The sequence below is a fragment of the Candidatus Flexicrinis affinis genome (assembly GCA_016716525.1).
GTDB classification, from domain to species: Bacteria; Chloroflexota; Anaerolineae; order Aggregatilineales; family Phototrophicaceae; genus Flexicrinis; species Flexicrinis affinis.
This window is the reverse complement of the sequence record JADJWE010000009.1, coordinates 13,779-39,547: the sequence shown is the minus strand read 5'-3', so window position 1 is coordinate 39,547 and position 25,769 is coordinate 13,779. Positions and strand designations below refer to the sequence as shown.

Below are 25,769 nucleotides of genomic sequence, written 5' to 3'. Positions count from 1 at the left end.
ATCGCCGTGCTGTACGAAGACAATTTCAACTACTTGAGCAAGATGTCGCTGCTGCGCATGCGCGAGGCGGCATTTGCGATGATTGCGGCGGCCAAGCAGCGCGGATGCGTGGTCGTAGTTGCCGGCGCAGATATGACCGATCACCCGGACAAATACCTCGAACACGGCGCGGATGTCGTGATCCTCGGTGAAGGTGAGGAAACGCTGCTGGAGGTGTTGGGGACCCTCACTCCGGAAACCCTCACCCCCAGCCCCTCTCCCTCAGGGCGAGGGGAGGAAGTCGCCCCCTCACCCCCTAGCCCCCTCTCCCACAAGGGGCGAGGGAGAAACGATGCCGCGGCGGGTGGTGACTCAGCACTTGGCGAAGCCCTCACCCCCGCCCTCCCCTCAAGGCGAGGGGAGAATCACAAGCCTGCGGTGGATCGCCCCTCTCCCCCCGGAGAGGGGCAGCGGAGCGCAGCGACGCGGGGTGAGGTCAGCTCATCACTTCTTCCCGCAGGGATTGCCGTTCTGCGCGACGGTGCCGTGGAGAGGACGCTGCCTCGGCCGGTGATCCGCGATCTGGACGCGCTGCCGTTCCCGGCGTGGGATCTCGTCGACCTCAACCGTTACAAGCACGTCTGGCGCGAGCATCACGGCTATTTCAGTGTCAACATGGTGACCACTCGCGGCTGTCCGTTCCACTGCAACTGGTGCGCCAAGCCGATCTGGGGGCAGAAATACAGCGTCCGCAGCCCGCAGAACGTCGTTGCCGAGATGAAGTGGCTGCGCGATCACGTCCAGCCGGATCATATCTGGTTCATGGACGATATCATGGGCATTCAAGACAAGTGGATCGAGCAGTTCGCCGACGAGCTCGACGCGCAGGGCGTCCACATCCCGTTCAAGTCGCTCAATCGCGTCGACCTCCTACTGCGCGGGCGGACGATCCCGGCGCTCGCGCGGGCCGGCGCGAAGATCGTGTGGGTCGGCGCCGAGTCGGGGTCGCAGAAGATCCTCGATGCGATGGACAAAGGCACGCAGGTCACGCAAATCTACGAGGCGACCAAGCAGCTCCACGCGCACGGTGTGAAGGTCGCGTTCTTCTTGCAGTTCGGCTATCCCGGCGAGACGCGCGAGGATGTCGAAGCGACGCTGCAGATGGTGCGCGACCTGATGCCGGACGACATCGGCATCAGCGTCAGCTATCCGCTGCCCGGCACGCCGTTCTACGAGCGGGTCAAGCTGGAACTAGGCGAGCGCGCCAACTGGGTCGACAGCGAAGATCTCGCCATGCTGTACCGCGGCCCGTTCACGACGGCGTTCTACCGGCACTTGCACACCGTCGTGCACAAGGAATACCGCGCCCGCAAAACGTGGGCCGCCCTGAGGCATGGGCGGTTCGTCAGCCCGCGCGCCTTCGCCAGCGCCGCATATCATTGGATGACGCTGCCGCTCGCCCGCCGCACGCTGGACAAGCTCGCGCAACTTCCGCACCCACCACTGCCTACCCAGCCGTCGGCCGCCTCGAACGTGTCGGGGCCGTGACGCTCTGATCACACCAGCCCCGTGATACAATCGCATCATCCAGCCCACCGGCCGGGAGTCGCACCATGTCCAGCATCGATCGTCAGATCCTGACCATCGCACAGTTCGAGGATTTGCTCGCGCGGCGCGACGATTCCGTGCACGACTACGAACTCATCCACGGAGAGGTCTTTGAGGTGTCGCCGTCCGGTACGCTGCCATCGATTGTCACGGCCCTTCTGACCCGCCAAGTCGGTGACTTTGTCGCAACCCATGACCTCGGCGTGGTGGTGAGCGCAGAAGGCGGTTACGTCCTCTCCGAGTCCACGGTCGTCGCCCCCGATGTGAGCGTCATCCTCAAGCCGCGGCTATCGCAGATCACCAGTGGATTCTTCCGAGGCGCGCCCGATTTTGCAGCGGAGGTTCAGTCGCAAAGCGACACGAAGCGGGCGATGCGGCGCAAAGCCGAGATGTATCTCGCGGCCGGAACGCGCCTCGTCTGGCTCGTCTTCACCGAGGATCGCGCCGTCGAAGTTTATCAACCGGAGCTGGACGTCTCCGTCGTCGGGATCGACGGCTCGCTTTCCGGCGCGGGCACCCTGCCCGGACTTACGCTCGCCGTTCGCGACATCTTCCCGAATATCTCCGCCGAATGAACGTCGACCGCATCCTGAGCCATCTGCGACTCGATCGCGCCGAGCCGTCCCCCGCTGCGCTGCACGCCTTCCTCGTCGCGTGGAGCGAGCGAATCCCGTGGGAAAGCGCGTCACGCATCGCGCGACACACCCGCCCCGCCTCGCCCGAGCAGTACGCCCGCGATCCCGACGCGTTCTTTACGGATGCCCTCGAGCGCGGATTAGGCGGGACGTGCTTCGAAAGCAATACCGCGGCCGCCGCCCTGCTGGCCGAACTCGGCTATGATGTCACGCGCCACCTGTGCGACATGAGCAAGGATCACGTCGACCCGCACTGTGCATTGAGCGTGACGCTCGACGGCGCGCGCTATCTGGCCGACGTCGGCTTTCCCATCCCCGCGGCCATTCCGCTGAGCGGCGAGGCACGCACCGCCATGACGATGGTCTATCGCTATCACGTCGAGCCGGTCGCGGAGCAGCGCTGGCGCATCTGGCGCGAAAGCGGTCAGTTCACCGGCAAGTGCTTCGTGCTGAAAGGCGACCCGGTATCGCCGGATGCCCTGCGCAATCGCCTCGTACGCGACCATCACGATGACGGCCTGTTCCTAGATAATGTGATCATCCACCGTGTCGTGGACGGCCGGATGCTGCGCTTCGACGAGGTCAAAGGGTTGATCGAGCGGACGCATGGGGCCGAAACCGATGTACCGTGGACGGATGCGCAGGCCGCGGACGTACCAGCAGCGGTGGCGGATATCTTCGCGGCGGATGTCGGCGTGATCCGCGCGGCTCTTGAGCGTCAGAAACCGGCATAAGCTCGGCATCCACCGGCACACTTCAGCGCGAAGTCACAATCTGTTGTACAGTGACTGCACCTAATAATATGGATGCGACGAGGACTAACCCATGCGCCAAGTTCATGCTTTGCTGATTATGGTGTGCGCTGCAGCCCTACTAGTCGCGGCCCCTGCCATCGCCCAGTCCGCCCCGCGCCTACCGCCGGATAACGACGACTGGGTCAACGCCACACAGCTCGTCATCGGCTACGACTACACGGTCCCGAACATCAGCGAGGCCACGGTCGAGGTCGATCAGCCAACCGTAACGCCATCCTGCACCACTACGGCAGGGGACATCATCAGTCATTCGGTATGGTACAAGTTCTCGCTGCCCCCGGGCGGGCACGTTCACCTATCCACGTCGGGAACGCGAATCTATAAAGGGCTGTTTGAAACACCCGACACGATCATGGCCGTGTTTACAGGCGCTGCGTTGAACTCGCTGACGGAAGTCGCCTGCAATGACGACGCGTCCCTCAGCTCCTATTCCAGCGAGCTGAGCCTCGCGGTGACTAACGGCACGACCTATTACGTCCTTGTCGGGACATACGACCCGAACGCAATTGACCCGACGTCCGTGCTCAAGCTCAACACCCGCATGCTCCACTATGGGATGAACGCCCTGAATGGCAGCTTTGAATCGCCCCTTGCCGCGGCCGACTGGACGGTCGTGAACGGCACCAGCGACGAGCGTTCGTGCGGGAGTGGCGCCTACCCTGCCTACGCGGGAAACTGCGCCTTCCGGTTCATCGGCAGCGTTGGCGAGAAGTCGAAGCTCAAGCAGACGATTCCGTGGGACGATCGCTTCCGCGTCCGAAAGAACGGCGTTTTCATGTGGATCTTCTTCTACCGTGTGATGGACGCGCCGATCGGATCGGCGAAAGTCAAATTCAAAGCGAAGTACTCGGACGGCAAGCCGACGACAACGGTAGTGTCGGATCTTTCGGGTCTCGCGACCATGGGCGGCTACTCGTACGTGCAGAAACTCTTGCCGATGGGGGGCAAGAACTTGAGCAGTCTCTCGATTCAAGTCGTGTTCAAGTCGGAAACTGGATCGCTGCTGCTCGACCTAATTTACGCCTACTACATGGCGAACTCATCGACACGTGAGGATAAACTGCTCGGCGTGCCGGCGGCTCCCAAGTAACACGCAGCGCGGCTTCTGAACTTAGGCTCAGGCGGGATGCGAGCGAACTGCCACATCCCGCGTGCTGCTCCCCTACACGTGCGCGACCGGTGTGTACGTGGCGATGTCGTGGTTGGTCGTCGCCAAATCCTCGTACGTCAGGTCGGAGAGCTTGCGCCGCCCGCACATACGCGCGAAGTCGGTCATCTGCGCCGTCCACGCCTCAAGGAAGTTGTTCAGGCGCTTGGCGCTGATTGTGTAGTCGAAACGCTGGCGCAGTTCCATCTTCTGTGTGGCGATACCGACCGGGCAGTTGTTGCTGCCGCACGCGCGGTACTGCTGGCATCCGATCGCCATCATGGCCGCAGTCGCCAGCGCCACGGCATCCGCGCCCAGCGCAATCGCCTTCGCCACGTCCGGCGCAGTGCGGAACCCGCCCGTCACCAGCAGCTTGACGCCGGTCACGCCGTGATCGTCCAGCCACTTACGCGCGCGGGGAATGGCGTACACGGTCGGTACGCAGATGTTGTCCTTGACGTGCTTGCCTGCCGCTCCCGTCCCGCCAGCGCGCCCATCCAGCGTGATCCAGTCCACGTCCAACTCGCATGCGGCGGCGAGATCGGCTTCGATGCGACTCGCGGCGAACTTGATGCCGATCGGGATGCTCGGGTTGACCGAGCGAATCCAAGCGATGCGTTCCTTCATGTCCTCGACCGAGTTGATGTCCCGGAAGCGCGCCGGACTGCGCGCCTCTTGCCCTTCCTGTAACCCGCGCACTTTTGCGATGTCCGCGGTCACCTTGTGGCCCGGCAGCAGGCCGCCCAGCCCGGCCTTGGCCGACTGGCCCATCTTGATCTCGATGCCGTCCGCAAGCGCGATGTTGGCCTCGGTCCAGCCGAAATAGCCGGACGCCATCTCAAACACGTATTGCTTGGCGATCCGGCGCGTCTCATCCAACATGCCGCCTTCGCCGCTGCACATCAGCGTACCGAACATCGACGCGCCTTCAGCGAGCGCCATCTTCGCCTCTTTGCTCAACGCGCCAAAGCTCATATGGCTGACGTAGATCGGCGCGCGCAGCGCGATCGGCTTCTCGCGCTTCTCGCCGATGACGACCGACGTGTCGACCGGCTCGTCGTCCAACAGCGGCAGGCGCGCAAGCTGGCCGGGCAGGAAGTACAGCTCGTCGAACGACGGATAGTTGCGCCGTTCACTGCCCATCGGCTCGACCATCTCGTGCGACCCGCGCGAATAGGCGTGGATGTCGTGCATCTCGTGTTCGAGCGAATCGTCGCGGCGCGCCCACAGGCCGAGGTATTCGTTCTTAAAACGCGGCTTGGGCGGCACCGCATCGGCGTCAACCTGAACTTGTTCGCCGTCGACCCGCACCGGATAGGTGGCGATCACCTCGTTCGGGTTCCAGCGGCTGACACCGGTGCGCACATCGTAGTCCCACCCGTGCAGCGGGCAGATCACGTTCGGGCCGTTCATCCATCCGTCGCCCAGCTTGCCCTGCCGGTGCAGGCACGTGTTGTCGAGCGCGAAGAATTCGCCCTCGTAGCGATAAAGCGCGATGTCACGCTCGTTGACGAATACGGTCGTGCCCTTGCCGTCTTCCAGTTCATTAGACTTGAGCACGTTTACATAGTTCGGCATAACTCCCCCTAAACTTTTAGCACGTCGGTGATGACTTCAAGAATGCCGGGGCCATCGAGTTCAGCCAGTTCGTCAAGCCCGGCGCGCACGTCGGCGTGACGACTCACACGCTTGCCCCACCCGCCGCACAGCCGCGCAAACTCGGCGAAGTTCGGGTTGACGAGGCTGGTCTGCCACACAGGCAGTTTCACCCCGCGCTGTTCCTTGCTGATCTTGCCGATCTCGTCGTTGTTGAGCAGCACAAGCTTGATCGGCAGGCCGTACTTGACCGCCGTGGTGAACTCCATCGCGTATTGACCGAAACCGCCGTCTCCGGCGACGGCCCACACTGGACGCGATCCATCCACTGCCGCCGCCGCCCCGATCGCCGCCGGATAGGCAAACCCGATACTGCCGAGATAGCCGCTCATCAGCAGTTCCTGTCCACCCTGTGTCTCGAAGTAGCGCCCGAACGAATAGGTGTTGTTGCCGACATCCACAGCGATTACGGCGCCGGGCGGCACCACCTCGCCCATCTGCGCGAACAGAAAGGCGCTGGTCACGCCGTCGGCATCCGACTCTGCCGCACGGTCCGCCTTCTCGCGTCGCCAGCGCGTCCAGTGGCCGGCGATTTCGCGCGGGATGAAGTCACGCCGGGCGGTCGGTGTCTGCGCATCCAGTCCGGACATCAGCCGCTCGACCGTCACGCCGATGTCGCCCCAGACCGGCACCTCGACCGGGTGAAACTTGCCAAGTGTCATGCGGTCGTGATCGACCTGAATGACCTTCTTGTACGAGGCGATGCCGGTATGCACCGAGAACGACGCACCAAACACGAGCAGCACGTCGGCACGGCCCATCATGGTGCTGGCGACCGGCGTCCCGCTCCGCCCCAGCACGCCGCAGGCCAGCGGGTGCGTATCGGGGATCAGCCCCTTGGCCTTGAACGTGGTGAGGATTGGCGCGTTGATTCGCTCGGCGAGCTCGACAATCTGGTCGCAAAACGGCCGCGCGCCTTTGCCGACGATAATCGTCGTGATCTTCGACTCGCGCAGCAGCGCCAGCGCCTCGTCGACCTGCGCCTGCGGCGGGGCAATCGCTTCGGTGCTGATTCGTCCCTGACGCGGCGTGTTGGGGCGCGGTTGCAGCCCCGGCGCAAACGCGACCTCGTCCGGGAAGATCAGATGCGCGACGTCGTCGTGCACGATCGCGTGTTTGATCGCTAGCGCCATCAAATCGGACGCGTTCCTATTGCTGATGACCGTTTGGCTCCACCCGGCGACCCCGCGAAACGCGGCGGCGAGGTCGATCTCCTGAAACGCGCCCGGGCCCAGCACCTGCGTTTGCACCTGCCCGCTGAGCGCGAGTATCGGCACGCGGTCTACTTTGGCGTCCCACAACCCGGTGAGCAGGTTGGTCGAGCCCGGCCCGGCGATCCCGAGACAGGCGGCCGGCTTGCCGGTCAGCTTGGCGTATCCGCTGGCCGCAAAGGCCGCCGCACCCTCGTGCCGCACGCCGATAAACCGCATGCGGCCCTGTTCTTCCTGTACCCGGATGGCATCCGCGACCGCCAGATTGCTGTGGCCGACCATGCCGAAGACATGCGTCAGTCCCCAATCGGCGGCGACCTCCAGCATCTGCCGCGCGACGGTATCGGTCGGGGCTTGCGGTTCGACCCCGACGTAGATGCCGTCGTCGCGCACCTCGACCGGGTATGCAGCGACGGCATCGTCGAAGCCGGGCGGCGGCGAACCGTCCACAGCGGAGTACTCGTACCCGTGCCACGGGCAGATCACGTATCCGCGCTCGTCGATGAATCCCTCGCCCAGCGGCCCGCCCTGATGTGGGCAGTGGTTGTCGATGGCATGGAATTCGCCCTGATAGTGCGTCAGGCAAACGGGCTGGTGCCCGGCGGTTACCGTCCTTACGTGCCCCTCGGCAAGATCGTCACGCTCCGCCACCTTGAACCAGTGTCGTTCGGTCACATCTGCCTCCCCCACGGCCGTTTTCGGTAGCACTCATTATAGTGCCGACTTGTTACATCCGTGGGGCGCGCGCAGAATGTCGGTCATTCACGACCGGCTGTAGTACCACACCTGCGACCCGAACCTGACGGCCTCGGCCAGCACGAACGCGACCAACAGCGTGCTGCCCATCTCGAACGGGGTAAACCCGGCGAACATGCTGGCGAACGTGGCGAACACGCCGACCGTCAACACCAGATTGCCATTGCGAGACGCCTGTGCGGCGATGGTGTCATCACGACCGGTACGGTCCTCGACCTTCCCCGCACCGATGAACAGCACGATCTGCAGCGCGACCTCTACGACGACGATCAGCACGATCGAACCGATCACCAGCGTCAACGCGCCGTCCGGCACGGCTTGATCGCTGGGCAGCAGCCCAAGCGCGTTGACGGCGTAGAAGATGCCGATGATCAGCACGACCACGAGCGAAACTCCGGCGCTCTTGGCGCGAAACGGCGCGTTGATCTGCTGTTGGCTGCGATTCTGAGCTGCATTCTGTGACATGATGGTGTGCTCCTCGATGAATAGGGTCTGACTTCCGGCTAGGTGCGATCGACCGTCTTGTGTTCGATCACGATGAAGTCAGCATACTCATCGAGGAGTGCTGTTGTAACGACACCAAAGTGGGGTTGGCGGTGTTAACCTGTTGCCACGCGCCGCCGCGCCTTTATGCCGGCTGAGCGATCACGTAGATCAGCGCCGAGCCCTCGACCACGCAGATTTGCGGGCGCAGCAGCAGCATCGCCGTTTGCGCGTGCGGCGCGGTGAACACTTGCAGTTCGGCCAGCGTGTGCAGATCGAGGATTTTGCCCAGCTCCGTCCCTGCCGGAAGCACCTTGCCAACGACCTCCTCGCGCACGGTCGGAACGAAAATCCCACCGACCTGCGCGCGAAGCACACCGGTACCCGTACACTCTATCGCTGGCGCGGCCGGCGCGGGCGGCGCATCGAGCGACAGCACACCCATGCGGTGCAGCGCGCGCTCCATGCCGATCACGATCTGCTGGGCCCAGAACATCTCCGCGCCGGAGCGCCCACCGACCTCGACATTGACCACCTGAATCCCGAGCGACCGGGCGTACGTCGTCAGTCCACCGGGCTTGTTGGGCGCGTAGGTGATGAACGGCGCGCCCATATCCGCCGCCAACTGCTCCGATCCTTCGAAGCGCTTGACGAACGCGTTGACGCACCAGCTTCCGCCGCCGTGCAGGTCGATCACCACGTCGCTGTCGGCCACCAGCGGCGCGATCTGCGCGGCGAGGCGGTCAGTATGCGATCCGTTCGGGTTGCCGGGGAATACGCCGTCGAGGTCGATCGGGTTGGGCGAGTCGATGGTCGAGTTGCGTTTGTCGGCCTCGGCCGCCAGCGCGTTGGCGGTCGGGATGATGCGGATGCGCCCGTTGAGCCGGTCGATCGGATGCCGCAGCAGCATCTTCATGGTCAGCGCCGACCACGGGCCTTCGTCGCCATGGGTGCCGGCGATTAGCGTAACGCGCGTACCGCCGCTGCCGACTTCGCCGTAGGCCAGCGGAATGTGCCGCGCCGCGGCGTGGCTCGTGACCGGAATTTCATGCCACGAAAGGGACTCATAGATGGATGTCATGATGTCAGGCTCCCGGAACTGTGCGGCGCTCGGTACGCCGCGCGTGCACATGACCGTACCGCGCAACCGGCACGCCGGCAACCGAACATGGCCCTATGCGGAATGTGTGCCCTCCAACCACCGGTACAGCCCGCGGCAATAGTCGTGCTGTGCCTCTGAGCACGTCGGGGCGGAGGCCGGCCGATGAGTGCTGGCAGGTTCCTGATATCTGACACCTGACAACTGGTCCCTAGATCGCGTCCAACATCGCCTTGGCGACCAGCATGTAGATGAATAGGCCGGTGGCGTCGACGGTGGTCGAAATCAGCGGGGCGCTGATCAGGGCCGGATCGATCTTGAAGCGGCGCGCGATCATCGGGATCACCGCGGCAATCACGTTCGACCACGCGCACACGGCGATCACGGCGGCAGCGACTACGAATGGCAGTGGATTGCCGCCGCCCTCCTGTACGATCACACGCAGGAACGCCACAACGCCGAGCAGCAAGCCGAGGATCACCCCGCTCACCAGCTCGCGCCGGATGACGCGGAACAGGTCGCCTTGCCGGATGTCGTTGATCGTCATGCCGCGGATGATCATCGTGACCGTTTGCGACCCGGTGTTGCCGCCGGTGCCGATCAACAGCGGGATGTAGAACGAGAGTGCAACGACCGTGGAGAGTTCATTCTGAAACAACTGCAGCACTTCGGCGGTGATGCTGCCGCCGATGAACAGCAGGATCAACCATACGAAGCGCTGGCGGATCACGCGCAGGATCGGCACAGTGAAATATGGCGCGGCGCTGGCCTCGCCCGGTAAACCGCCGATGCCGAGGATGTCCTCGGTCTGCGCGGCGGTCAGCACGTCGATAGCGTCGTCGACGGTGATGATGCCAAGCATCTTGTCGTCCGGCGTAACGACCGGCAGCGCGAGGAAATCGTAGCGGCCGAGGCGGCGGGCCGCTTCTTCGGCCGTGGCGGTCGGCAGGATCGTCTCGGGCTCCTTTTCCATGAACTCCTTGATCTGCGTGCCGGGCTTCTCCATGACCACCTGCCGCAGGCTCGCCACGCCGATCAGGCGGTTGGCGGGGTCGGTCACGTAAATATCGGTGACGGTCTCGTAGCGTTCGTTGGTCTTGCGCAGGAAAGCGAGGATCTCGGCCGCGGTCATGTCCTGATTGACCTTCACGAACTTGCGCGTCATCAGACGTCCGGCGCTGTCCTCCGGATAGGTCAGCAGGTCGCGGATTTCTTTGGCCGTGGTCGGGTGCATCTGGGCGAGAATCTCGTCCTGCCGGTCTTCCAGCTCGTCGGCCAGAATCTCGACCAGATCGTCCATCTCCATGCGATGCAGCAGGCTTCCGGCGGTGGACGCCGGCATGCGCTGGAGCAGTTGGCGTGCCGTATACCGGCTGACCTCGTCGAGCACCTCGGCAGCAACATCCGGCTGAAGCTGGCTGAAGACCGCGTAGCGTTCGGTCGCGTCGTCAAGGCGCTCGAGGACATCGGCGATGTCCTGCGAATACACATCGGCCAACAGGGTCCGCAGCTCTTCAAAGTGACCGTCGTCGAGCAGTTCCGTTACGCGCTCGTCCAGCGCGTCGGGCGACAGCTCGGTCATATCGGCAGCGAGGGTCTCGAGTTCCTGCATCGGTCTGCCCCTTTCCTGCGATTACACACGATCGCCGGGCTGCGCGGCGCGCAAACCCAGACAACCATACGGATGAACGGTACACGACGTAGATCCTGACGGTTACGCCGCTACCACCGCGCAGGCTCCCGGCCAAACGACCGTGACACCATTTCGCGGCATTCAACTGTCAGTGCTGATCGGAGGGCAGACAACGCGCGGGCGGCCTCGGCAGGCCCTTCCCAACGCGCGTGAAGTACGGGGAGGGGGCTTAGATGCCGAAACCGCCGCTGGCTAAGCGCGGCGTGCTCTCGTCAGTGTTGGTACTACTGTCTGGCGACATTTCTTTCCCTAATTTCCCCATATGGGGTAACGCTCAGTATAACGCAGGTTGGCTCTCTCGCAAGTGGGCCAACTACGTCCGCAGAAACGCGGTCAAGGGATCTCTGAGAAACGAAGCGCCCCCGCCGGTCTGGGGCAGCGGGGGCACGCTCAGGGATGCCGCGGAAGCTCGAGTCGGTTTAATGCTTCAGGCGCGGCGCGATCTTCACGAAATGCGCGAGCGGGTTGGCCAGCAGCGGATACAGATTCTCGGTGGCCTCCGCCTGATTGTTGTTCTCCAGCACCTGAATGTAGTGGCCGAGCAGTTCGCGCACGTCCTCGGCGCCGTACTCGTCCATTGGTTGAACCTCGACCAACGTCCCGGCCGCGAGCCGGCGTTCGAGTGCCTCGACCGTCAGGCCCAATTCGGGCTGAATGCGCTGATAGATGACGCCGCCGGTCATGCCCGCGCCGAGCCACGGGCCCGGATCGCCGAGGATCACCACACGCCCGCTGGTCATGTATTCGCAGGCGTAGCCCTTGAGGTTGGCGCGGGTCGCCAAACCGCCGAGGTCGTCGCGCAGCGGTTCGGTGACCTCGCCGCCAAAGATGATGTCGGCGCCGCTGAGGCGGATGCACGCACGGGTGTCAGCGTTGCCCTGTACGATGAACAGGCCGCCCATCGCGCCATAGGCAAAGCTCTTGCCGACCGAGCCGTCGAGGCGCTGGCCGTAGTGGTTTAAGCCTTTGAGGATCGTCAGGGTGCCGCCGCGCGCGCCTTTGGCGACGCCGTCCTGCGCGCCACCCTCGACCATCACGTCCATCGGCGCGTCCATAAACGCCGCCAGCCCGTTGCCGGGGATAGCCGAGTTGCTGAAGCTCAGGTGCGCCGCATGAATCCGCTCGAAGCCGGCGTGTTCGCTGCGCTTGAGTGCGCCCGCGAGGTGCGTCCCGAGCGCGCGGTCCATCGCCATCACCTGCTCGTCGTCGTAGGTCATCTCGTATTCGCCGTGCGAGACGACTTCCGCGACCACCTGCGTGATCTGCTTGCTGAGGGTGTTACGCGGGCGGGTCAGGCGTGGGCCACCGCTGAGCGGGGAGGTGCGCGGCTTGACCTGCACGCGCTTGAGCAGCGGCGACAGGTCGATACGACTGTGCCACTCGACCTGTTCGAGCAGGTCGGCACGGCCCACCAGATCGGTCACCTTGGTGATTCCGAGCTTGGCCGTCCAGAGCTTGATGTCCTCGGCCAGCATCTTAAACACGCGCACGATGCCTTCGACCGCCATCTCGAACTCGCGCGGTTCAAACGACTTGAGTCCCTTGAGTGCCGCTTCTTCGCGGGTCTTGATGTGGGTCGTGATGCCGACGTGGCAGGTGCCTTCGTGGCACTTGCGGCAGATCGTACAGCCGACCGCCACCATCGCCAGCGTGCCGAACCCGACGCGGTTGGCGCCGAGGCACAGCATCTTCACGACATCGCGGCCCGACTTCATACCGCCGTCCGCCCACAGTTCGACCTGATCGCGCAGGCCGCTGTCGATCAGCGCGCGGTGCGCCAGCCAAATCCCGATCTCGGTCGGCAAGCCGACGTGCCGCAGCGCATGGGCGCGGGCGGCGCCGGTGCCGCCGTCATAGCCGGTGATCCCGATGATGTCCGCGCCGGCCTTCGCCACGCCGACCGCGATGATCCCGACCCCCGGCACGACCGGCAGTTTGACGCTGATGCGCGCGTGCGGGTTGGCCGTCTTGAGTTCCTCGATCAGCTGCGCGAGGTCTTCGATCGAGTACAGGTCGTGGTTGTTCGACGGCGAGATCAGGTCGACGCCCGGCATGGTATGCCGTGCGGCCGCGACCTGCTCGGTCACCTTGAAGCCCGGCAGGTGGCCGCCCTCGCCCGGCTTCGCGCCCTGCCCGATCTTGATCTCGATCAGGTCGCACGAGTTCAGGAACTCGATGTTGACGCCGAAACGCGCCGAGGCGACCTGCTGGCCGCGGTTCTTGCGGTATTTGCCCATGATGTCGGGTAGTTCGCCGCCCTCGCCGTTGACGCAGATGATGTTCAGGCGGTGCGCCGCTTCGGCGTAAGCCTTGTACGCCAGCTCGCCCTGCGACCCGAACGACATCGCGCTGATCAGCGCCGGCATGGTGTGACCCCCGATGGTGATGTCGACCTCGGACGGGTCTACCGGCTTGGCGGCCGGCTTGATGCGCAGGATGTGGCGCAGCGCGACAGGCTGCTTGTCCTCCAGCGCCATCAGTTCGGACGTGTATTGTTCGAGCGACATCTCGCCGTGCGCGACGTCCTCGGCCTTCTTCCACATCTTGGGGTAGAAACGGTCGGGGTTCGACAGCATGGCTTTGGTCTCGCCGCGCAAGTCGGCGGCGCGTTCCTCGGCCCACGCCTTCATGTCCGTCCACGTCAGGCCGCGGATGTCGCTGCCGAAGTAGTTAGGCATGTCGAACTGCGCCGCGATGCCTTTGGCAAGGCCGACGCTGCTGAAGCTGTGCCCGTATCCGCGCAGTTCGTGACAGCCGATCGTGCTGGTGACCTTTTCAAGCCCCTTGGTCATCACGCTGATGATGCGGTACAAGCCGTCGATGATCGCGTCGGACGTGATCGCTTCGCGTGGTGGTTTGGGCGCAAGGCCGAGGCCGGCGGCGTACATCATGTACGGGTTGATCGCGTTCGCGCCGAGGCTGACGACCATCGCCACGTCGTGCAAGTCGCGGATTGCGCCGCTGCGCAGGACGATCCCGCACAGCCGGCGCAAATTGCGGTCGCCGTGGTCGGTCTCGCGCAGGGCGGTGTCGACCGTGGCTGTCACCAACAGCGGGTCGAGCCAATGGCGCGTGCCGTCCATCACCGCGCTGTCGTCCAGCAGAATGCAGCGCGCGCCGCGCTTCACGGCGTCGATGGCCTCGGCGCGGATGCGTTCCAATGCCGATTCGACCGCCTCGTGCGGGGCGGCGGCCATGTCGATAATCGCCATGCGCTCGCCAAACACGGCGAGCAGGTCTTCGATCGGCATCGTGCCGTGTTTATTGGCGGCTTCGCGCATTTCGTCAAGGTCGCCGAGGATCGCATGCCCGCCCGTCAAAAACGGGGTCTGCAGCACGACGCTCAGTTCGTCCTCGCGCAGGGCTTCACCGAAGCTGGGGCGCGACCCGACCAGTACGCGAACGCTGAACTGGGCCGCTTCGCGCTCGCGGTCGATGGCCGGGTTGGTGACGACTGCTACGGTCTCCTTGAAGTAGTCCGCAAGATTGACGCGGGTATGGCTGATGGCGGCCAGCGGCCCGTCCCAGCCCAGCGACCCGACCTGCTCTTTCTTGCTTTCGACCAGCGAGTCAACGACCGACACGTGATAGCGTTCCCAGCCCATCGCCGCCATGGTGACGGTGTTGACCGGCGCGCCGCCCCCCTGCCACGGCCACTGACGGGCCGGTTCGGCCAGCGCGACCTCGGACTCAAGCTGTTCGAGCGTTGCGGCGGGCGCAAACGACGGGCTGAGGGCCGTGCCGCCGGTCGGGCTTGGGCGCGGGCCGGACTGCGTGAAGTCGCCGGTGATCAAGTGTTCGCCAGTCGCGCGCGTGCTGCCGTTCCCGTTCAGGCCGAGGCGTTCGCGGTGACGGCCGTACACGTGGCGCAGAATGGCGGCGTAATCGTAGACCTCGATGGGCTGGCCGCGCTTGATGCGCAGGGCGATCTTCTCGCCGGGGGCCAGCGGCTTGGCATCGCGGATCATCGAGTCGAGCGTGTACACGCCGCGCTCGGATGACGCGAAGAATTCCTTGTCGGTCTCGCCGAACCACAACGGGCGCAGGCCGAGCGCGTCGACACTGAACACGCACAGGTCGGCATAGCGCGCCGCGACCGCCGCCGGGCCTTGCGCGAACGGCCCGAACGTGCGCCGCACCTCGTCGACCATCTCGCGCATCTCCGCCGACTCGCCCGGAAGATCGTGCTCAAACGGCGGGAATATGTACGTCATCGCCTCGATCAGGTCGAAGCCGAACTTGGCGCACAGCGCATGCGCGAAGCGGTCGACATCCTGCGAGTCCGAGTTGTTCGGGCTGAGGTCGACGCCGAGCATACCGGCTTCCATGCGGAAGCGGCTGATCGTGTTGAATTCGCCGTTGTGGCCCAGCAGTCCGAACGGCTGGGCGCGCTCGAAGATCGGGTTGGTGTTGGTGCTGTAGCGCGCGTGGCCGAGCGTGACCGTGCTGGCGTAGTGCGGGTCGCGCAGTTCCGGATAGTACCGGCGCAGAATCTCGACCGTGCCCTGCACCTTGTAGACCACGCTGTGCGCCGACAATGACGCGAAGTGCACGCCGAGGTCGCCTTCGATGCGGTTGAGCAGATCGAACAGCACGCGGTCCAATTCGGTCAGCGGCACCTCGCCGTTCAGGCCGGCGAGCTGATAGAACACCGGCTCGTGCTTTTCGGCGCTCGGCCCCAGCACGGTACGGTTGACCTGCCCCGGCTGATCGAAGATGACGTGCAGACCCGCGTCGGTCATCATGCGCACGATGCGATCGACGAGGTTCTGAGCGCGCGGTTTGTCTTTGGCGGCGATCATCAGATGGCCGACCCAGAAACCGCGGTCGGTCGCCAGCGAGGAGCGCAGGCCGTGCTGCACAAGGCGACGCGCCCACAGCTCGCGCGGGATGTCGGTCAAAATGCCGACGCCGTCGCCCTCGCCGTCGATATAGCCGGTGCGGTGGCCCATGCGGGCGAGCGCCTCGATCGTGCGCTTGACGTTGCCGTGGGTGGGTTCGCCACCCTTGCGGACGGCGCAGATCAGGGCGCAGGCGTCGCGCTCCTGCGTGTCGATACGATGCAAGTCGAGCGATGCGGTGTCAACAGACGGGGAATCGTGGAAATCGGTCATTTGGCTATTTCCCCCGATGGCACTTGGTAAACGGGCGAAAAACGCGCCGCAGTTGATCAAAGCTCACAAGTTCGGCGCGTTGGGATACAGCCACTTTAACTAATCGGCGGCTAGGTCGGTACGGACAGGGTATCCGAGAATCCTTAGCCGCACCTTATGCAACGTGCCAAACTCAACCTGAGCGCCCGATGAGTCGCACGGCCACCGGCCTTGTGCAGTCCCGGAAGTCGTTCCGCGTAACGAACGGCCGCGAATTGGGTACATTCCGACAATTCACCGCGCCGCCAAGTCCGCTAAAATAGCAGCACCGACATGGGAGAGTTCAACGCATGGGCATCTACTACATCGACGGCGAGTTCGTTGATGAACGCGACGCACTGATCCCCGCCACCGACTTGGCGGTGCTGCGCGGTTACGGCGTGTTCGACTTCACGCGCAGCTACGGCGGCATCCCGTTCAAGCTGGCCGAACATATCGCGCGCCTGCGCCGGTCGGCCGAGTTTATCGAACTGCCGATTCCGTTCAGCGACGACGAGATCGCCGACATCGTCATGCAGACCGTGAAGCGCAACGGCTACCCCGAATCGAACGTACGCATCGTGGTCACCGGCGGCGAATCGCTCGACGGTATCACGCCGGTAGACGATCCGCGCCTGCTGGTGTTCGTCACGCCGCTGAAGGTGATGAACCCGCGCCACTATCTCGACGGCATCAAGATCATCACCGAACGCATCGAACGCTACATCCCGGAAGCCAAGACGCTTAACTACATCCCGGCGATCAAAGCCCTGCGCCGCGCCGCCAAGGTCAACGCGGTGGAAGCGATCTACGTCGACCGCGAGGGCAACGCGTTGGAAGGCACGACCACCAACCTGTTCGCGTTCTTCGGTGAAACGTTGGTCACGCCGGAGGTCTCGATCCTCAACGGCATCACACGTTCGGTCGTGCTGCATCTCGCAGAGCAGCACTTCCGGGTGATTCAACGCCCGCTCAAGATCGTGGAACTGCTGACCGCCGATGAAGCGTTCATCTCATCCAGCAACAAGCAGGTGATGCCGGTGGTCTCGGTCGACGAGTCGATCATCGCGTCCGGTAAGCCGGGCCTGCGCACGCGCAAGTTGATGGGCCTGTTCGGTGCGCTGACCGGCGAGCCGATCCCCGGTGCGCTGGAACCGGAACGCGCGTAGGGTTCGCATTGGCAGGCCGCGGTTGAATGCGCGCATCCCTGCGCTACAATGCGAGGTGCGCGGCCCAATTAGGATCGTTCGAGCGTGGAAGACCTGATCAAAGCGGTAATCCTCGGCATTGTCGAGGGGCTGACCGAGTTTCTGCCGGTGTCGTCCACCGGACACCTCATCATCGCGTCGAACGTGCTGGATTTCAACGCGATCGGGGGCACGTTCGAGATCTTCATCCAGATCGGCGCCGTGTTGGCCGTCGTGTGGTTCTACCGCGCCGAGCTGATCCGGCAGGCACGCACCGTGACGACCAATCCGGCCGTGCGCAATTTGTGGCTGACGATCGTGATCGCCGCCGTGCCGGCGGGGGTAATCGGAATTGCCCTGCGCGGCTGGATCAAAGAGACGCTGTTCACGCCGGTGGTGGTCGCACTCGCGCTAATCGTCGGAGGTATCGCGTTCATCGTGATCGAACGGCGCCCGCGCACCGAAGCGCCGGAGACCGAGTCGCACGAGGCGCTGACTCTTCGGCAAGCCATTCTGATCGGCGTGGCGCAGGTGCTTGCGTTGATTCCGGGTGTCTCGCGTTCCGGCGCAACGATCCTCGGCGGCCTCGCGGTCGGCCTGACACGGCAAGCGGCGACGGCCTTCTCGTTCTTCTTGGCGATCCCGGTGCTGGGCGGCGCTGCACTCATCGAACTGGCGACCAGTCTCGACGAGATCAACGGCGATCAGCTTGGACTGCTGGCGGTTGGAACGGTGGTGAGCATGATCTTCGCATTTCTCTCGGTCGGATGGCTGTTGCGCTACGTCTCGCGCAACACGTTTACGCCGTTCGGCTGGTATCGCATCGCGGCAGGTATCGTGGTGCTGTTCCTGTTTGCGGTGCCGGGGCAGGCGAATGCGGCGGCTGAAACCCTCACCCCCGGCCCCTCTCCCTCAGAGCGAGGGGAGATTGACGTGTTGGGCGCGGATTATTCAGCACTTGACCTTGTCCCCTCTCCCCCTAGCCCCCTCTCCCTCAAGGGGCGAGGGGGAACTGCCGCAATGGGCGGTTTCTACTCAGCACTCAGCACTCAGCACTCAGCACTGCCTGCGTCAGCAGGCTCCCTTGTGGAGACTCCGGCGGCGGACGGGTTGATCCTGCGCGGGACGTTGTATGCGCCGCATGCCGACGCGCCGGCCGTACTGCTGATCCATCAGCTGTATACGACCCAGCGCAGTTGGGCGTTTCTGGTCGAGCCTCTCAACGAGGCCGGCTTCAACGTCCTGACCATCGACCTGCGCGGCTACGGGCGCACCGGCGGGCGCATCAACTGGCAGGCCGCCCTCACCGACGTGCAGACGTGGGCGCGCTGGCTGGACGATCAGCCGGGGATGCAGTCGGTGTCGATGCTGGGCAGCAGCATGGGATCGGTGCTGGCAGTCGAGGGTTGCTACCTGTACGATCCGTGCCCACGCGCCGTGGCGCTTTCGCCGGCGCTGAACTACTACAACGTATCGATCGAGGACGCGCTGGCCGCCGACCTGCCGGTGATGATCGCGTATGCCGACCGCGACCGCTACCCGTCGCGCGACATGGACGAGATCGTCGAACTTGCCGGGGACGACCTGACGCTGTTCACGTATCCGGGCCGCACGCACGGGATCGACCTGTTCGCGCTGGACGAGACGCTCGGCGCGTCGGTGGTGTCGTACCTCAAGGGCGAGACGGTATCCCAGCCGGCGGAACCCGTCGAAATAGGCGGTTAGCTGGCGGGCATGCAACCTTAATCATCGCTGCTGCCTCCAGCGATGTGCAAGGCGGCCAAAACGCCCCACACTGAATCGGGAACACGCTCCACAATCGTCTCGAACTGTAGAATGGCCTCATCAGGATTGCCTTCTTCGGTGAGAATCAATCCCAATGTATAGCGCAGGGGGTACTCAGCCGCGCTTTTCACCTCAATAGCGGCGGCGGTTGCACGGTCAAGCCGTTCCCGGCTCAACGCGTGACGCGCAGGATACCATGGATAGCTTAGATCCTGGAGAATCGCCAGCACCGACTTGGGGTCGCTCATATCACACGATGAGCCCAATTCACATTGAGCGAGACTCGCAAACATGTTGTGGTCAATCTGGAGTTGTGGTGTCGAAGTCGGCACAATGATCGGCTGCTCAGCTGAAACCCGTGCAATAGGGAGTCGATCAATTGAATAGGATCCGTTCGCGGTAGGCTTGAGAATTAGTGCCGGGACATCGGCACTCAGCCAGACTATCCATTCGTCGGATCCGTCGCCGTCAATATCCGCTTGACGGGCGTCATCAACCACCAAGCCGTATTCAGCTATCCGGATCGCGGGGTCGACTCTTGGACTAATCACCGTGTACCCCAGACGAGAGTTAATCAGTTGGTCGACATCACAGCCGGCACGCGCCGGCGTTGGCAGCAGGCGATGTATTGGTAAGGGGTTGGGATAATCAACCACATTCCCGACGATCAGTTCCGTTGGCACTGCGTCGTAGTATCCATCAGGCGATGCTGGCCATTCACGCGTAAAGACATTAAACACCGCCGCACATACCCGATACGCGTCAGGAACATTGCTATCAACGGCAGTGAACAGGCGCGCGACAAATTCGGACTGTGTGTTTCCGCGCTCTACCGCACTTAACGCTTCGGTTGCGGCGTCATGTTGACCGCTCAGCGTAAACGCGATCGCCGCCCGCAGATGAGCGTATTGGTAAAGCTCGGTGTCGATAGGATCAGAGTCTTCAGCGGCTCGCAGCATTGCGAGGCGATAGAGTTCGGCCGCTGCATCGATCGCTCCGGCCCAGTGAGCCTGCTCAGCAAACCGAACAGCGCAGCCGAACGATTGTGCGTAACCCCGAGACACACCGACCCAAATATAGAGGTCCATGTCGGAGTTCCAACGATATCGTGCCTCATCAACCCACTCGCAGCCCCATGTATCGCCAAACGACACACGTTGGCGGATTAGATCCTCAGTGAACTGTGTGTCGACACCGATATTGTACGAAGGGTATCTGATCGGTTCGACGAGGGGAATCAGTCCGCCTCTACGCCAAGCCAGAATGTGGAGGCTGCCAGAGTTCACGTATCCGTTCTCAGAAACGCGCCACTCCGGCAATCCGTCAGCATTGATATCTCCAAATCCCGACTCGGTTAGACCGGTCAGCGTCATACCTGGAATGGTCTCGTTCGTGACGGTAATGGGCAACGGAACGCTCACCGGAGACCATTTCGCCCCGTCCCAGCGTGCGACGAAGTAAGCGGTGCCAAACGAATACCAATCCAGCACCAACTCTGGAACGCCGTCCGCCTCGAAGTCGTACAGCGCCATGGAAGCATCGATGCCGGGGTGGCGCTCGAGATCGATCTCGGTCGGTCCTGGCGCAGTCTTCAGCCATACTCGAACCCGTGCCTCAGACCATTCGTATGCAAACTCGGTCTGATCGAACAGCCATGAGATTTGGTCGGACGCTTCGGAAATGGTCGCGTCGGACAGTTCTGCAAACGCTGGCGCATTTCCGAAACGGACCTTGATTTCACGCGGCACGATCTCTGCCAGCATGGCGCTGTCGAGGGTGTGCGAGTCGGCCAGCGCTAGAGCCGCGTCAAGAGTACGCAGGTAGTCGTCAAACGACGTCGGTTGACCGACCAACTGCGTGCCCATAACCAACAATGCCAAGACAGCGGCTAGCAATCGCATCGTTCACTCCTTAACGCCTGCAATTTATTGTAAGTCGGGAGCGTGCTGATGTCATAAAAACCCACGCCCAGACCTCCCCGCGGTACAATCACGTCAGCAAAGTTGGTATTTCCCCGGAGCGCACGATGTCCTCGACGGGTTTGTATCAGGTCGCGGCGGCCAAGGCGGACGAGTACGCCGGCCGGTCTGACGTCGTCGCCGTGGCGATCACCGGGTCGGTCGCGCGCGGCACGAGTTGGCACGGCTCGGATGTCGACCTGTGGGCGTTCACCGCGTCCGATCCGGCCGGCGACGATTTCTTCGACGGCGTGGTCGGCGACACTTACTGGGAAATCGACCTCAAACCGATCGACTGGCTGACGGCCTCGACGCCCGACGACTGGCTCACCCCGCCCGCCCTGCATGACGACGATGGCGTGACTCCGGTCGAGGCGCTGTGGGGCTGCATCGTCCACACCGACCGCGACGGCACACTCACCCGTGTCTCCGATCAAGTGCGGGCCAGGATGGCCGACCGCGCGTGGCTGATGCGCCGTGCGTCTCACTACGTGCACTACGGCCTCGGCGCGCTGGATGCCCAGCACGATGTCGCGCCCCTGCAGGCCATCTTCAACGCGCGCGTGATCGCCGACAAGTACGCCGTCGCCGCGCACTGGATGACTCAGGGCGTGCTGCTCTCGAGCATCATGCGCATGCCGGAACGCCTCGCCGACTGGCCCGAACTCCACCGCCTGTATCGACAGATCTGGGACCTCGACGGCGAGACTGGCGCACACGCGTTTATCGCGGCGTTCGAGGCGCTGCCCGACGCCCTGCGCGCGCCGTGGGACCGCGACTACGCGCTCGAATTCATGCCGGCGTTCAAGCACGGGCTGTACGACGGCGCCGTGCATTACCTGCGTGATCACATGGCCGAACACGTCGATGATTTTGCATCGCTGCTCGGCCTCTCCGACGACCTCGACCTGCACAAAGCCACGGTCATGGCGGAAGTACGCGACCTGCTCCTGAGGGTGCTCACAAGCGTAACGTAGGCCGCATCGATCTGATTGGACCGAACCGCCGGACAAACCGGCTTACAATGGAAATAAGCGATAGCCGGGTATCGCCTCAGCCCGTCAAAGGAGGTGAACCATGGTCGATGTCATCGACAAGCCGGTTGTCCAGAGCGATCGGGCGCAGGTGCAGCACGCCCTGCGCGAAATCGGTGCGCAGGCGTTGTTCGACGCAAGCACGCCAAACGTAGAACTTCAACAGGGGCGGGTTGCGTTTGTTTCGCCGCCTCCATCCCGCGAGACCATCGCGCGGGCCCTTATCGATGCGGCCCAAAGCCGCGCCCGCCCGATCGTTGTCACACCGGCGAGGCCCACAAGCGCCGACGTACCGCTTCCCGTCGCGCCCGCCCCGCCACCCGTAGAAAACGCCCCGACCCCCGATACGGAAGCCGCACAGCGCCAGCAGGAGGCCGCCGCCCTGCTCACGAAAGCGCGCCTGCTCCATCATCAGGCGCTGCTCCGTCTCGCCGAGTGCATCGGAACCAGCCAGCAGGAGGCCGACCGCAAACTCCGCGCCATCGCTGACAAGACGAACGTGCTTCAGAAGAGCCTCGACCGTACGCTCGACGCACAGACATTACAGGGACTACGCGATCAGTTCCGCGACCTCGAACACGAATTGCAAGTCGTCGCGCTGGATGTGACGGTGAGCGCGGTCAAGGACGAGCTGGCGGCCAACAAGCCATATACGCACCTTGTCATACCGGCACTGCTAGTCGCGTACGGGATCGTCGCGCTGTGGTCGTTGACCGGGCCCGCAAACGCGCAGCTTCCGGTGCTGCAGCTTCCGTACGCCGTGCTGGCCGTCGGGCTGATCGGCGGCACGATGGCGTGCTTCTACCGTTATATCCGGGTCGGGCCGCTCAACCTGCTGCCTGGGCATACCGTTTGGTTCGCTACCAAGCCGTGGTTGGGCATGCTGACGGCCGCATTCGCCTATTTGGCGCTGCAAGTCGGCCTATTCGTGTTCGGAAGCGATATGAGCGCCCCCGCCGCCACGGACCCAAGCAGGATGACCGTATTTCTGGTCATCGCATGGCTGGTCGCGTTCAGCGACTGGTTCTTTGAGAAGGTCGTCACGGCGCTCGCCGGAAAAGTCATCGGCGGTGATGGTGCCGGCGTCCTCAGCACGCTTGACACCGGTCGTGGGCTGACCAGCGCCGAGGCGTTTCTGACCGACTTCGCCCGCAATCCGGACATCCTAACCATGCCGCCTGCTCAACCGGTGGCCCCGCAGCCAGAGCCGGGTACGCCCGCACCACCGTCGGCAGACGCGGATCTACTCGAATTGGACGATATGGCGGAAGACGAGGCAAGCCCGGACTTGCCGGAGGCGGACGCTGAGGCGGACCTGCCCGAAGAACCCGCGGATCAGGAGCCTAATCGGCCATGACGCCGGGAACGGCGGCCGCCGTGACATCTTCGATCCGGCGGCCGTTACATTCCGTCCAATCGTTTGTGACGCCTGTCACTAGCCCCGATTCAGCTTCGGTCCGACGATTCAAGTGACAGGTAAATGCGGAAGGAGACCGTCATGCTAAACGTCCTTGTCGCCTTCGCCTCAAAGCACCACGCGACAGAAGGGATTGCGCAAGCCATCGGCAGAGCGATCGAGGAACCCGGCGTCATCAAAGTCGACGTGCGTCCGGCAGACACCGTCCACGAAATCCGGTCATACGATGCGGCCATTATTGGCAGCGCGGTCTATATCGGCCGTTGGCAAGGCAGCGCCTCGGACCTGCTCATCAATTTCGAGCCCGACCTGCGTAACCGGCCCGTCTGGTTGTTCTCCAGCGGCCCAACCGGCGGGGGCGACCCTGAAGAGACGCTCGAAGGCTGGGAGTTTCCCGATGCGCTGCGGGCAGTGGCGGAGCGCATCGGCGTGCGCGATATCGTGGTGTTCCACGGCAAGCTCGATCCCGCCGACCTGAATTTCATCGAACGCGCGACGATCCGCATGGTCAAGGCCCCGCTGGGCGACTATCGCGATTGGGACGCCATTCATGAGTGGGCGGTCGGCATCAAAGCCGCGCTGAAGGTTCTGGTGCCGGAGCGGTAGCCGGGACACGTTCTGAAACACAGAACGCAGCGTTCTAGAGCAAACAGCCAAGCAAGGTATTCGTGCGCCTGCGCGCGGCACAGCGTGACGTCTGATGCCGTGTGCAGACCGCGTTATGTGTTGTCTCATCAACAGGAGCATTCTAGGAATGACAGATACCGCAAGACGATTCGATCAAGCCTCCGGCCGCATGGAGCAGCGTGCTGCGAACCGTGGCCTACTCCGCCGCGTTGGCATGGCGTTCCTCATCTTCATGGCCATGCTGGTTGCGCTGATCAGTGCGCTGCCAGTCCTCCTGCTGTTCTTTGTAACGGCCGTTCCAATCTGGGTCGCTACCCTGCTTGCCGCCGCCGATATCGGGATCGTCATCGCGTTCTTCCGGTTCGAACGCACGCCCGCGCTCGTCCTCGGCGCAATCGCCGGCTGGATCGGGGTGGCGGTGCTGGCCGTCATCCTCTCGCAGGCTTACGCGTCGACGCCGGCGATCACCGATGAGTCCGGGAGCATGGTGCCGGGCAGCATTGCCACGCTGGAGACGGTCGACCTGAACGGCAGCACGCAGTGGGTGACGATCCGCGGCCACAGCACCGATCTGCCCGTCCTGCTGTTTCTGGCGGGCGGACCGGGTGGCAGCGAACTGGTGATGACGCGCCGTTACTTGGGCGACCTCGAACAGCATTTCGTCGTCGTCAACTGGGACCAGCCCGGCACCGGCAAGTCGTACAACGCCGTGCCGTTCGATGAGTTGACGCCGGAACGGGTCGTCTCCGACGCGCACGCGCTCACCCTGTATCTGCGCGACCGCTTTGGTCAAGACAAGATCTACGTGTTTGGCGAGTCGTGGGGCAGCATCCTCGGCGTGATGCTCGTACAGGCATATCCCGACCTGTTCCACGCGCTGGTGACGACCGGCCAGATGGTCGACCCGGTCGAGAACGACACGCTGATGCGCGAGTTCGCGCTCGAACTGCTGCGCGAGCAGGGTCGCACCGACTCCATCGCCCGCATCGAGCAGGACGGCCCGCCGCCGTGGGCGGCCAGTGAACTGATCGGCAAATTCGGCGCGATCAACGGCGTGATCAACAACTACATGGAGGCCCACGCGCGCGGCGAAGGCACCGGCCACAACCTGTTCTTCGACTCGCTCGGGGCGCAGGAGTACGGCCTTCTCGACAAGGTGTACTGGGTGCTCGGGCTGGCGAACACGTTCACCACGCTCTACCCGCAGTTGAACGACGTTGACTTCCGCACACAGGCAAGTCAACTCGACGTGCCGGTGTACATGATCAAAGGTCGCTGGGACGCCAACGCGGTCAATGCGCTGACCGAGGAATACTTCGCGCTGCTGGAGGCCCCGCACAAGGAGCTGATCTACTTCGAAGACTCCGCGCACACACCCAGCTGGGACGAGCCGCAGCGCTTCATCGACATGATGGTCAACACGGTGTTGGCCCAGAGGGAAGCCGGCGGCGAGTAGTATCCACGGATGCCACGATCGAAGGGCGGCGGAAACGTCGCCCTTTATGCGTTTCGACTTAGAGCCGGGGGAAAAACCGACAGCGAACCAT

The 25,769-nt window shown here is 63.6% G+C and carries 17 protein-coding genes; 10 read left to right on the top strand and 7 right to left on the bottom strand.

Translation table 11 applies throughout. From position 1 onward, the window contains the following. Positions 1-132 precede the first annotated feature (132 nt). From IPM16_19335 to IPM16_19320, 4 genes are all read left to right on the top strand, one after another. Entirely contained in the window at positions 133-1,527 is a 1,395-nt protein-coding gene (locus IPM16_19335; GenBank protein ID MBK9125256.1) for a radical SAM protein, read from the top strand. 65 nt (positions 1,528-1,592) lie between these two features. Further along, complete coding sequence (locus IPM16_19330) at positions 1,593-2,162, top strand: Uma2 family endonuclease (protein MBK9125255.1); 570 nt, start codon at positions 1,593-1,595, stop codon at positions 2,160-2,162. Further along, positions 2,159-2,956 carry an arylamine N-acetyltransferase gene (locus tag IPM16_19325; protein MBK9125254.1) on the top strand — a complete coding sequence of 266 codons (798 nt, stop codon included), beginning with the start codon at positions 2,159-2,161 and terminating at the stop codon, positions 2,954-2,956. Before IPM16_19330 ends, IPM16_19325 begins: the two co-directional genes overlap by 4 nt. A gap of 91 nt (positions 2,957-3,047) precedes the next feature. Next, positions 3,048-4,127 carry a hypothetical protein gene (locus IPM16_19320; protein MBK9125253.1) on the top strand — a complete coding sequence of 360 codons (1,080 nt, stop codon included), beginning with the start codon at positions 3,048-3,050 and terminating at the stop codon, positions 4,125-4,127. A 72-nt stretch (positions 4,128-4,199) separates the two neighbouring features. Here IPM16_19320 and IPM16_19315 read toward each other — a convergent pair whose 3' ends face one another. From IPM16_19315 to IPM16_19290, 6 genes are all read right to left on the bottom strand, one after another. Next, complete coding sequence (locus tag IPM16_19315; GenBank protein MBK9125252.1) at positions 4,200-5,762, bottom strand: Rieske 2Fe-2S domain-containing protein; 1,563 nt, start codon at positions 5,760-5,762, stop codon at positions 4,200-4,202. Positions 5,763-5,770: 8 nt separating this feature from the next. Next, on the bottom strand, positions 5,771-7,726 hold the full coding sequence (locus IPM16_19310) for a Rieske 2Fe-2S domain-containing protein (protein MBK9125251.1): 1,956 nt from the start codon (positions 7,724-7,726) through the stop codon (positions 5,771-5,773). Positions 7,727-7,813: 87 nt separating this feature from the next. Further along, entirely contained in the window at positions 7,814-8,272 is a 459-nt protein-coding gene (locus IPM16_19305; GenBank protein MBK9125250.1) for a hypothetical protein, read from the bottom strand. Between the two features lie 163 nt (positions 8,273-8,435). Beyond that, complete coding sequence (locus tag IPM16_19300) at positions 8,436-9,371, bottom strand: succinylglutamate desuccinylase/aspartoacylase family protein (GenBank protein MBK9125249.1); 936 nt, start codon at positions 9,369-9,371, stop codon at positions 8,436-8,438. A 229-nt stretch (positions 9,372-9,600) separates the two neighbouring features. Then, entirely contained in the window at positions 9,601-11,001 is a 1,401-nt protein-coding gene (gene mgtE, locus IPM16_19295; GenBank protein MBK9125248.1) for a magnesium transporter, read from the bottom strand. A 500-nt stretch (positions 11,002-11,501) separates the two neighbouring features. Further along, the gene (locus IPM16_19290; GenBank protein MBK9125247.1) at positions 11,502-16,196 is read right to left on the bottom strand and encodes an alpha-hydroxy-acid oxidizing protein; all 4,695 of its coding nucleotides are present in this window, start codon (positions 16,194-16,196) and stop codon (positions 11,502-11,504) included. A gap of 329 nt (positions 16,197-16,525) precedes the next feature. On the opposite strand from IPM16_19290, the gene IPM16_19285 reads away from it, so the two are divergent. Beyond that, entirely contained in the window at positions 16,526-17,383 is an 858-nt protein-coding gene (locus IPM16_19285) for an aminotransferase class IV (protein MBK9125246.1), read from the top strand. A gap of 84 nt (positions 17,384-17,467) precedes the next feature. Then, the gene (locus tag IPM16_19280; protein ID MBK9125245.1) at positions 17,468-19,126 is read left to right on the top strand and encodes an undecaprenyl-diphosphate phosphatase; all 1,659 of its coding nucleotides are present in this window, start codon (positions 17,468-17,470) and stop codon (positions 19,124-19,126) included. Between the two features lie 17 nt (positions 19,127-19,143). Here IPM16_19280 and IPM16_19275 read toward each other — a convergent pair whose 3' ends face one another. Continuing rightward, complete coding sequence (locus IPM16_19275; protein MBK9125244.1) at positions 19,144-21,087, bottom strand: hypothetical protein; 1,944 nt, start codon at positions 21,085-21,087, stop codon at positions 19,144-19,146. 125 nt (positions 21,088-21,212) lie between these two features. On the opposite strand from IPM16_19275, the gene IPM16_19270 reads away from it, so the two are divergent. The 4 genes from IPM16_19270 to IPM16_19255 all read left to right on the top strand — a co-directional run bounded on the left by IPM16_19270 (position 21,213) and on the right by IPM16_19255 (position 25,678). Further along, entirely contained in the window at positions 21,213-22,121 is a 909-nt protein-coding gene (locus IPM16_19270; protein MBK9125243.1) for a hypothetical protein, read from the top strand. Between the two features lie 100 nt (positions 22,122-22,221). Next, positions 22,222-23,535, top strand: coding sequence for a hypothetical protein (locus IPM16_19265; protein ID MBK9125242.1), 1,314 nt, complete (start codon positions 22,222-22,224; stop codon positions 23,533-23,535). 141 nt (positions 23,536-23,676) lie between these two features. After that, positions 23,677-24,201 (top strand): flavodoxin, encoded by a 525-nt coding sequence (locus IPM16_19260; GenBank protein ID MBK9125241.1) that lies wholly within the window; start codon positions 23,677-23,679, stop codon positions 24,199-24,201. Between the two features lie 235 nt (positions 24,202-24,436). Further along, complete coding sequence (locus tag IPM16_19255) at positions 24,437-25,678, top strand: alpha/beta fold hydrolase (GenBank protein MBK9125240.1); 1,242 nt, start codon at positions 24,437-24,439, stop codon at positions 25,676-25,678. The last annotated feature ends 91 nt before the right edge of the window (positions 25,679-25,769 follow it).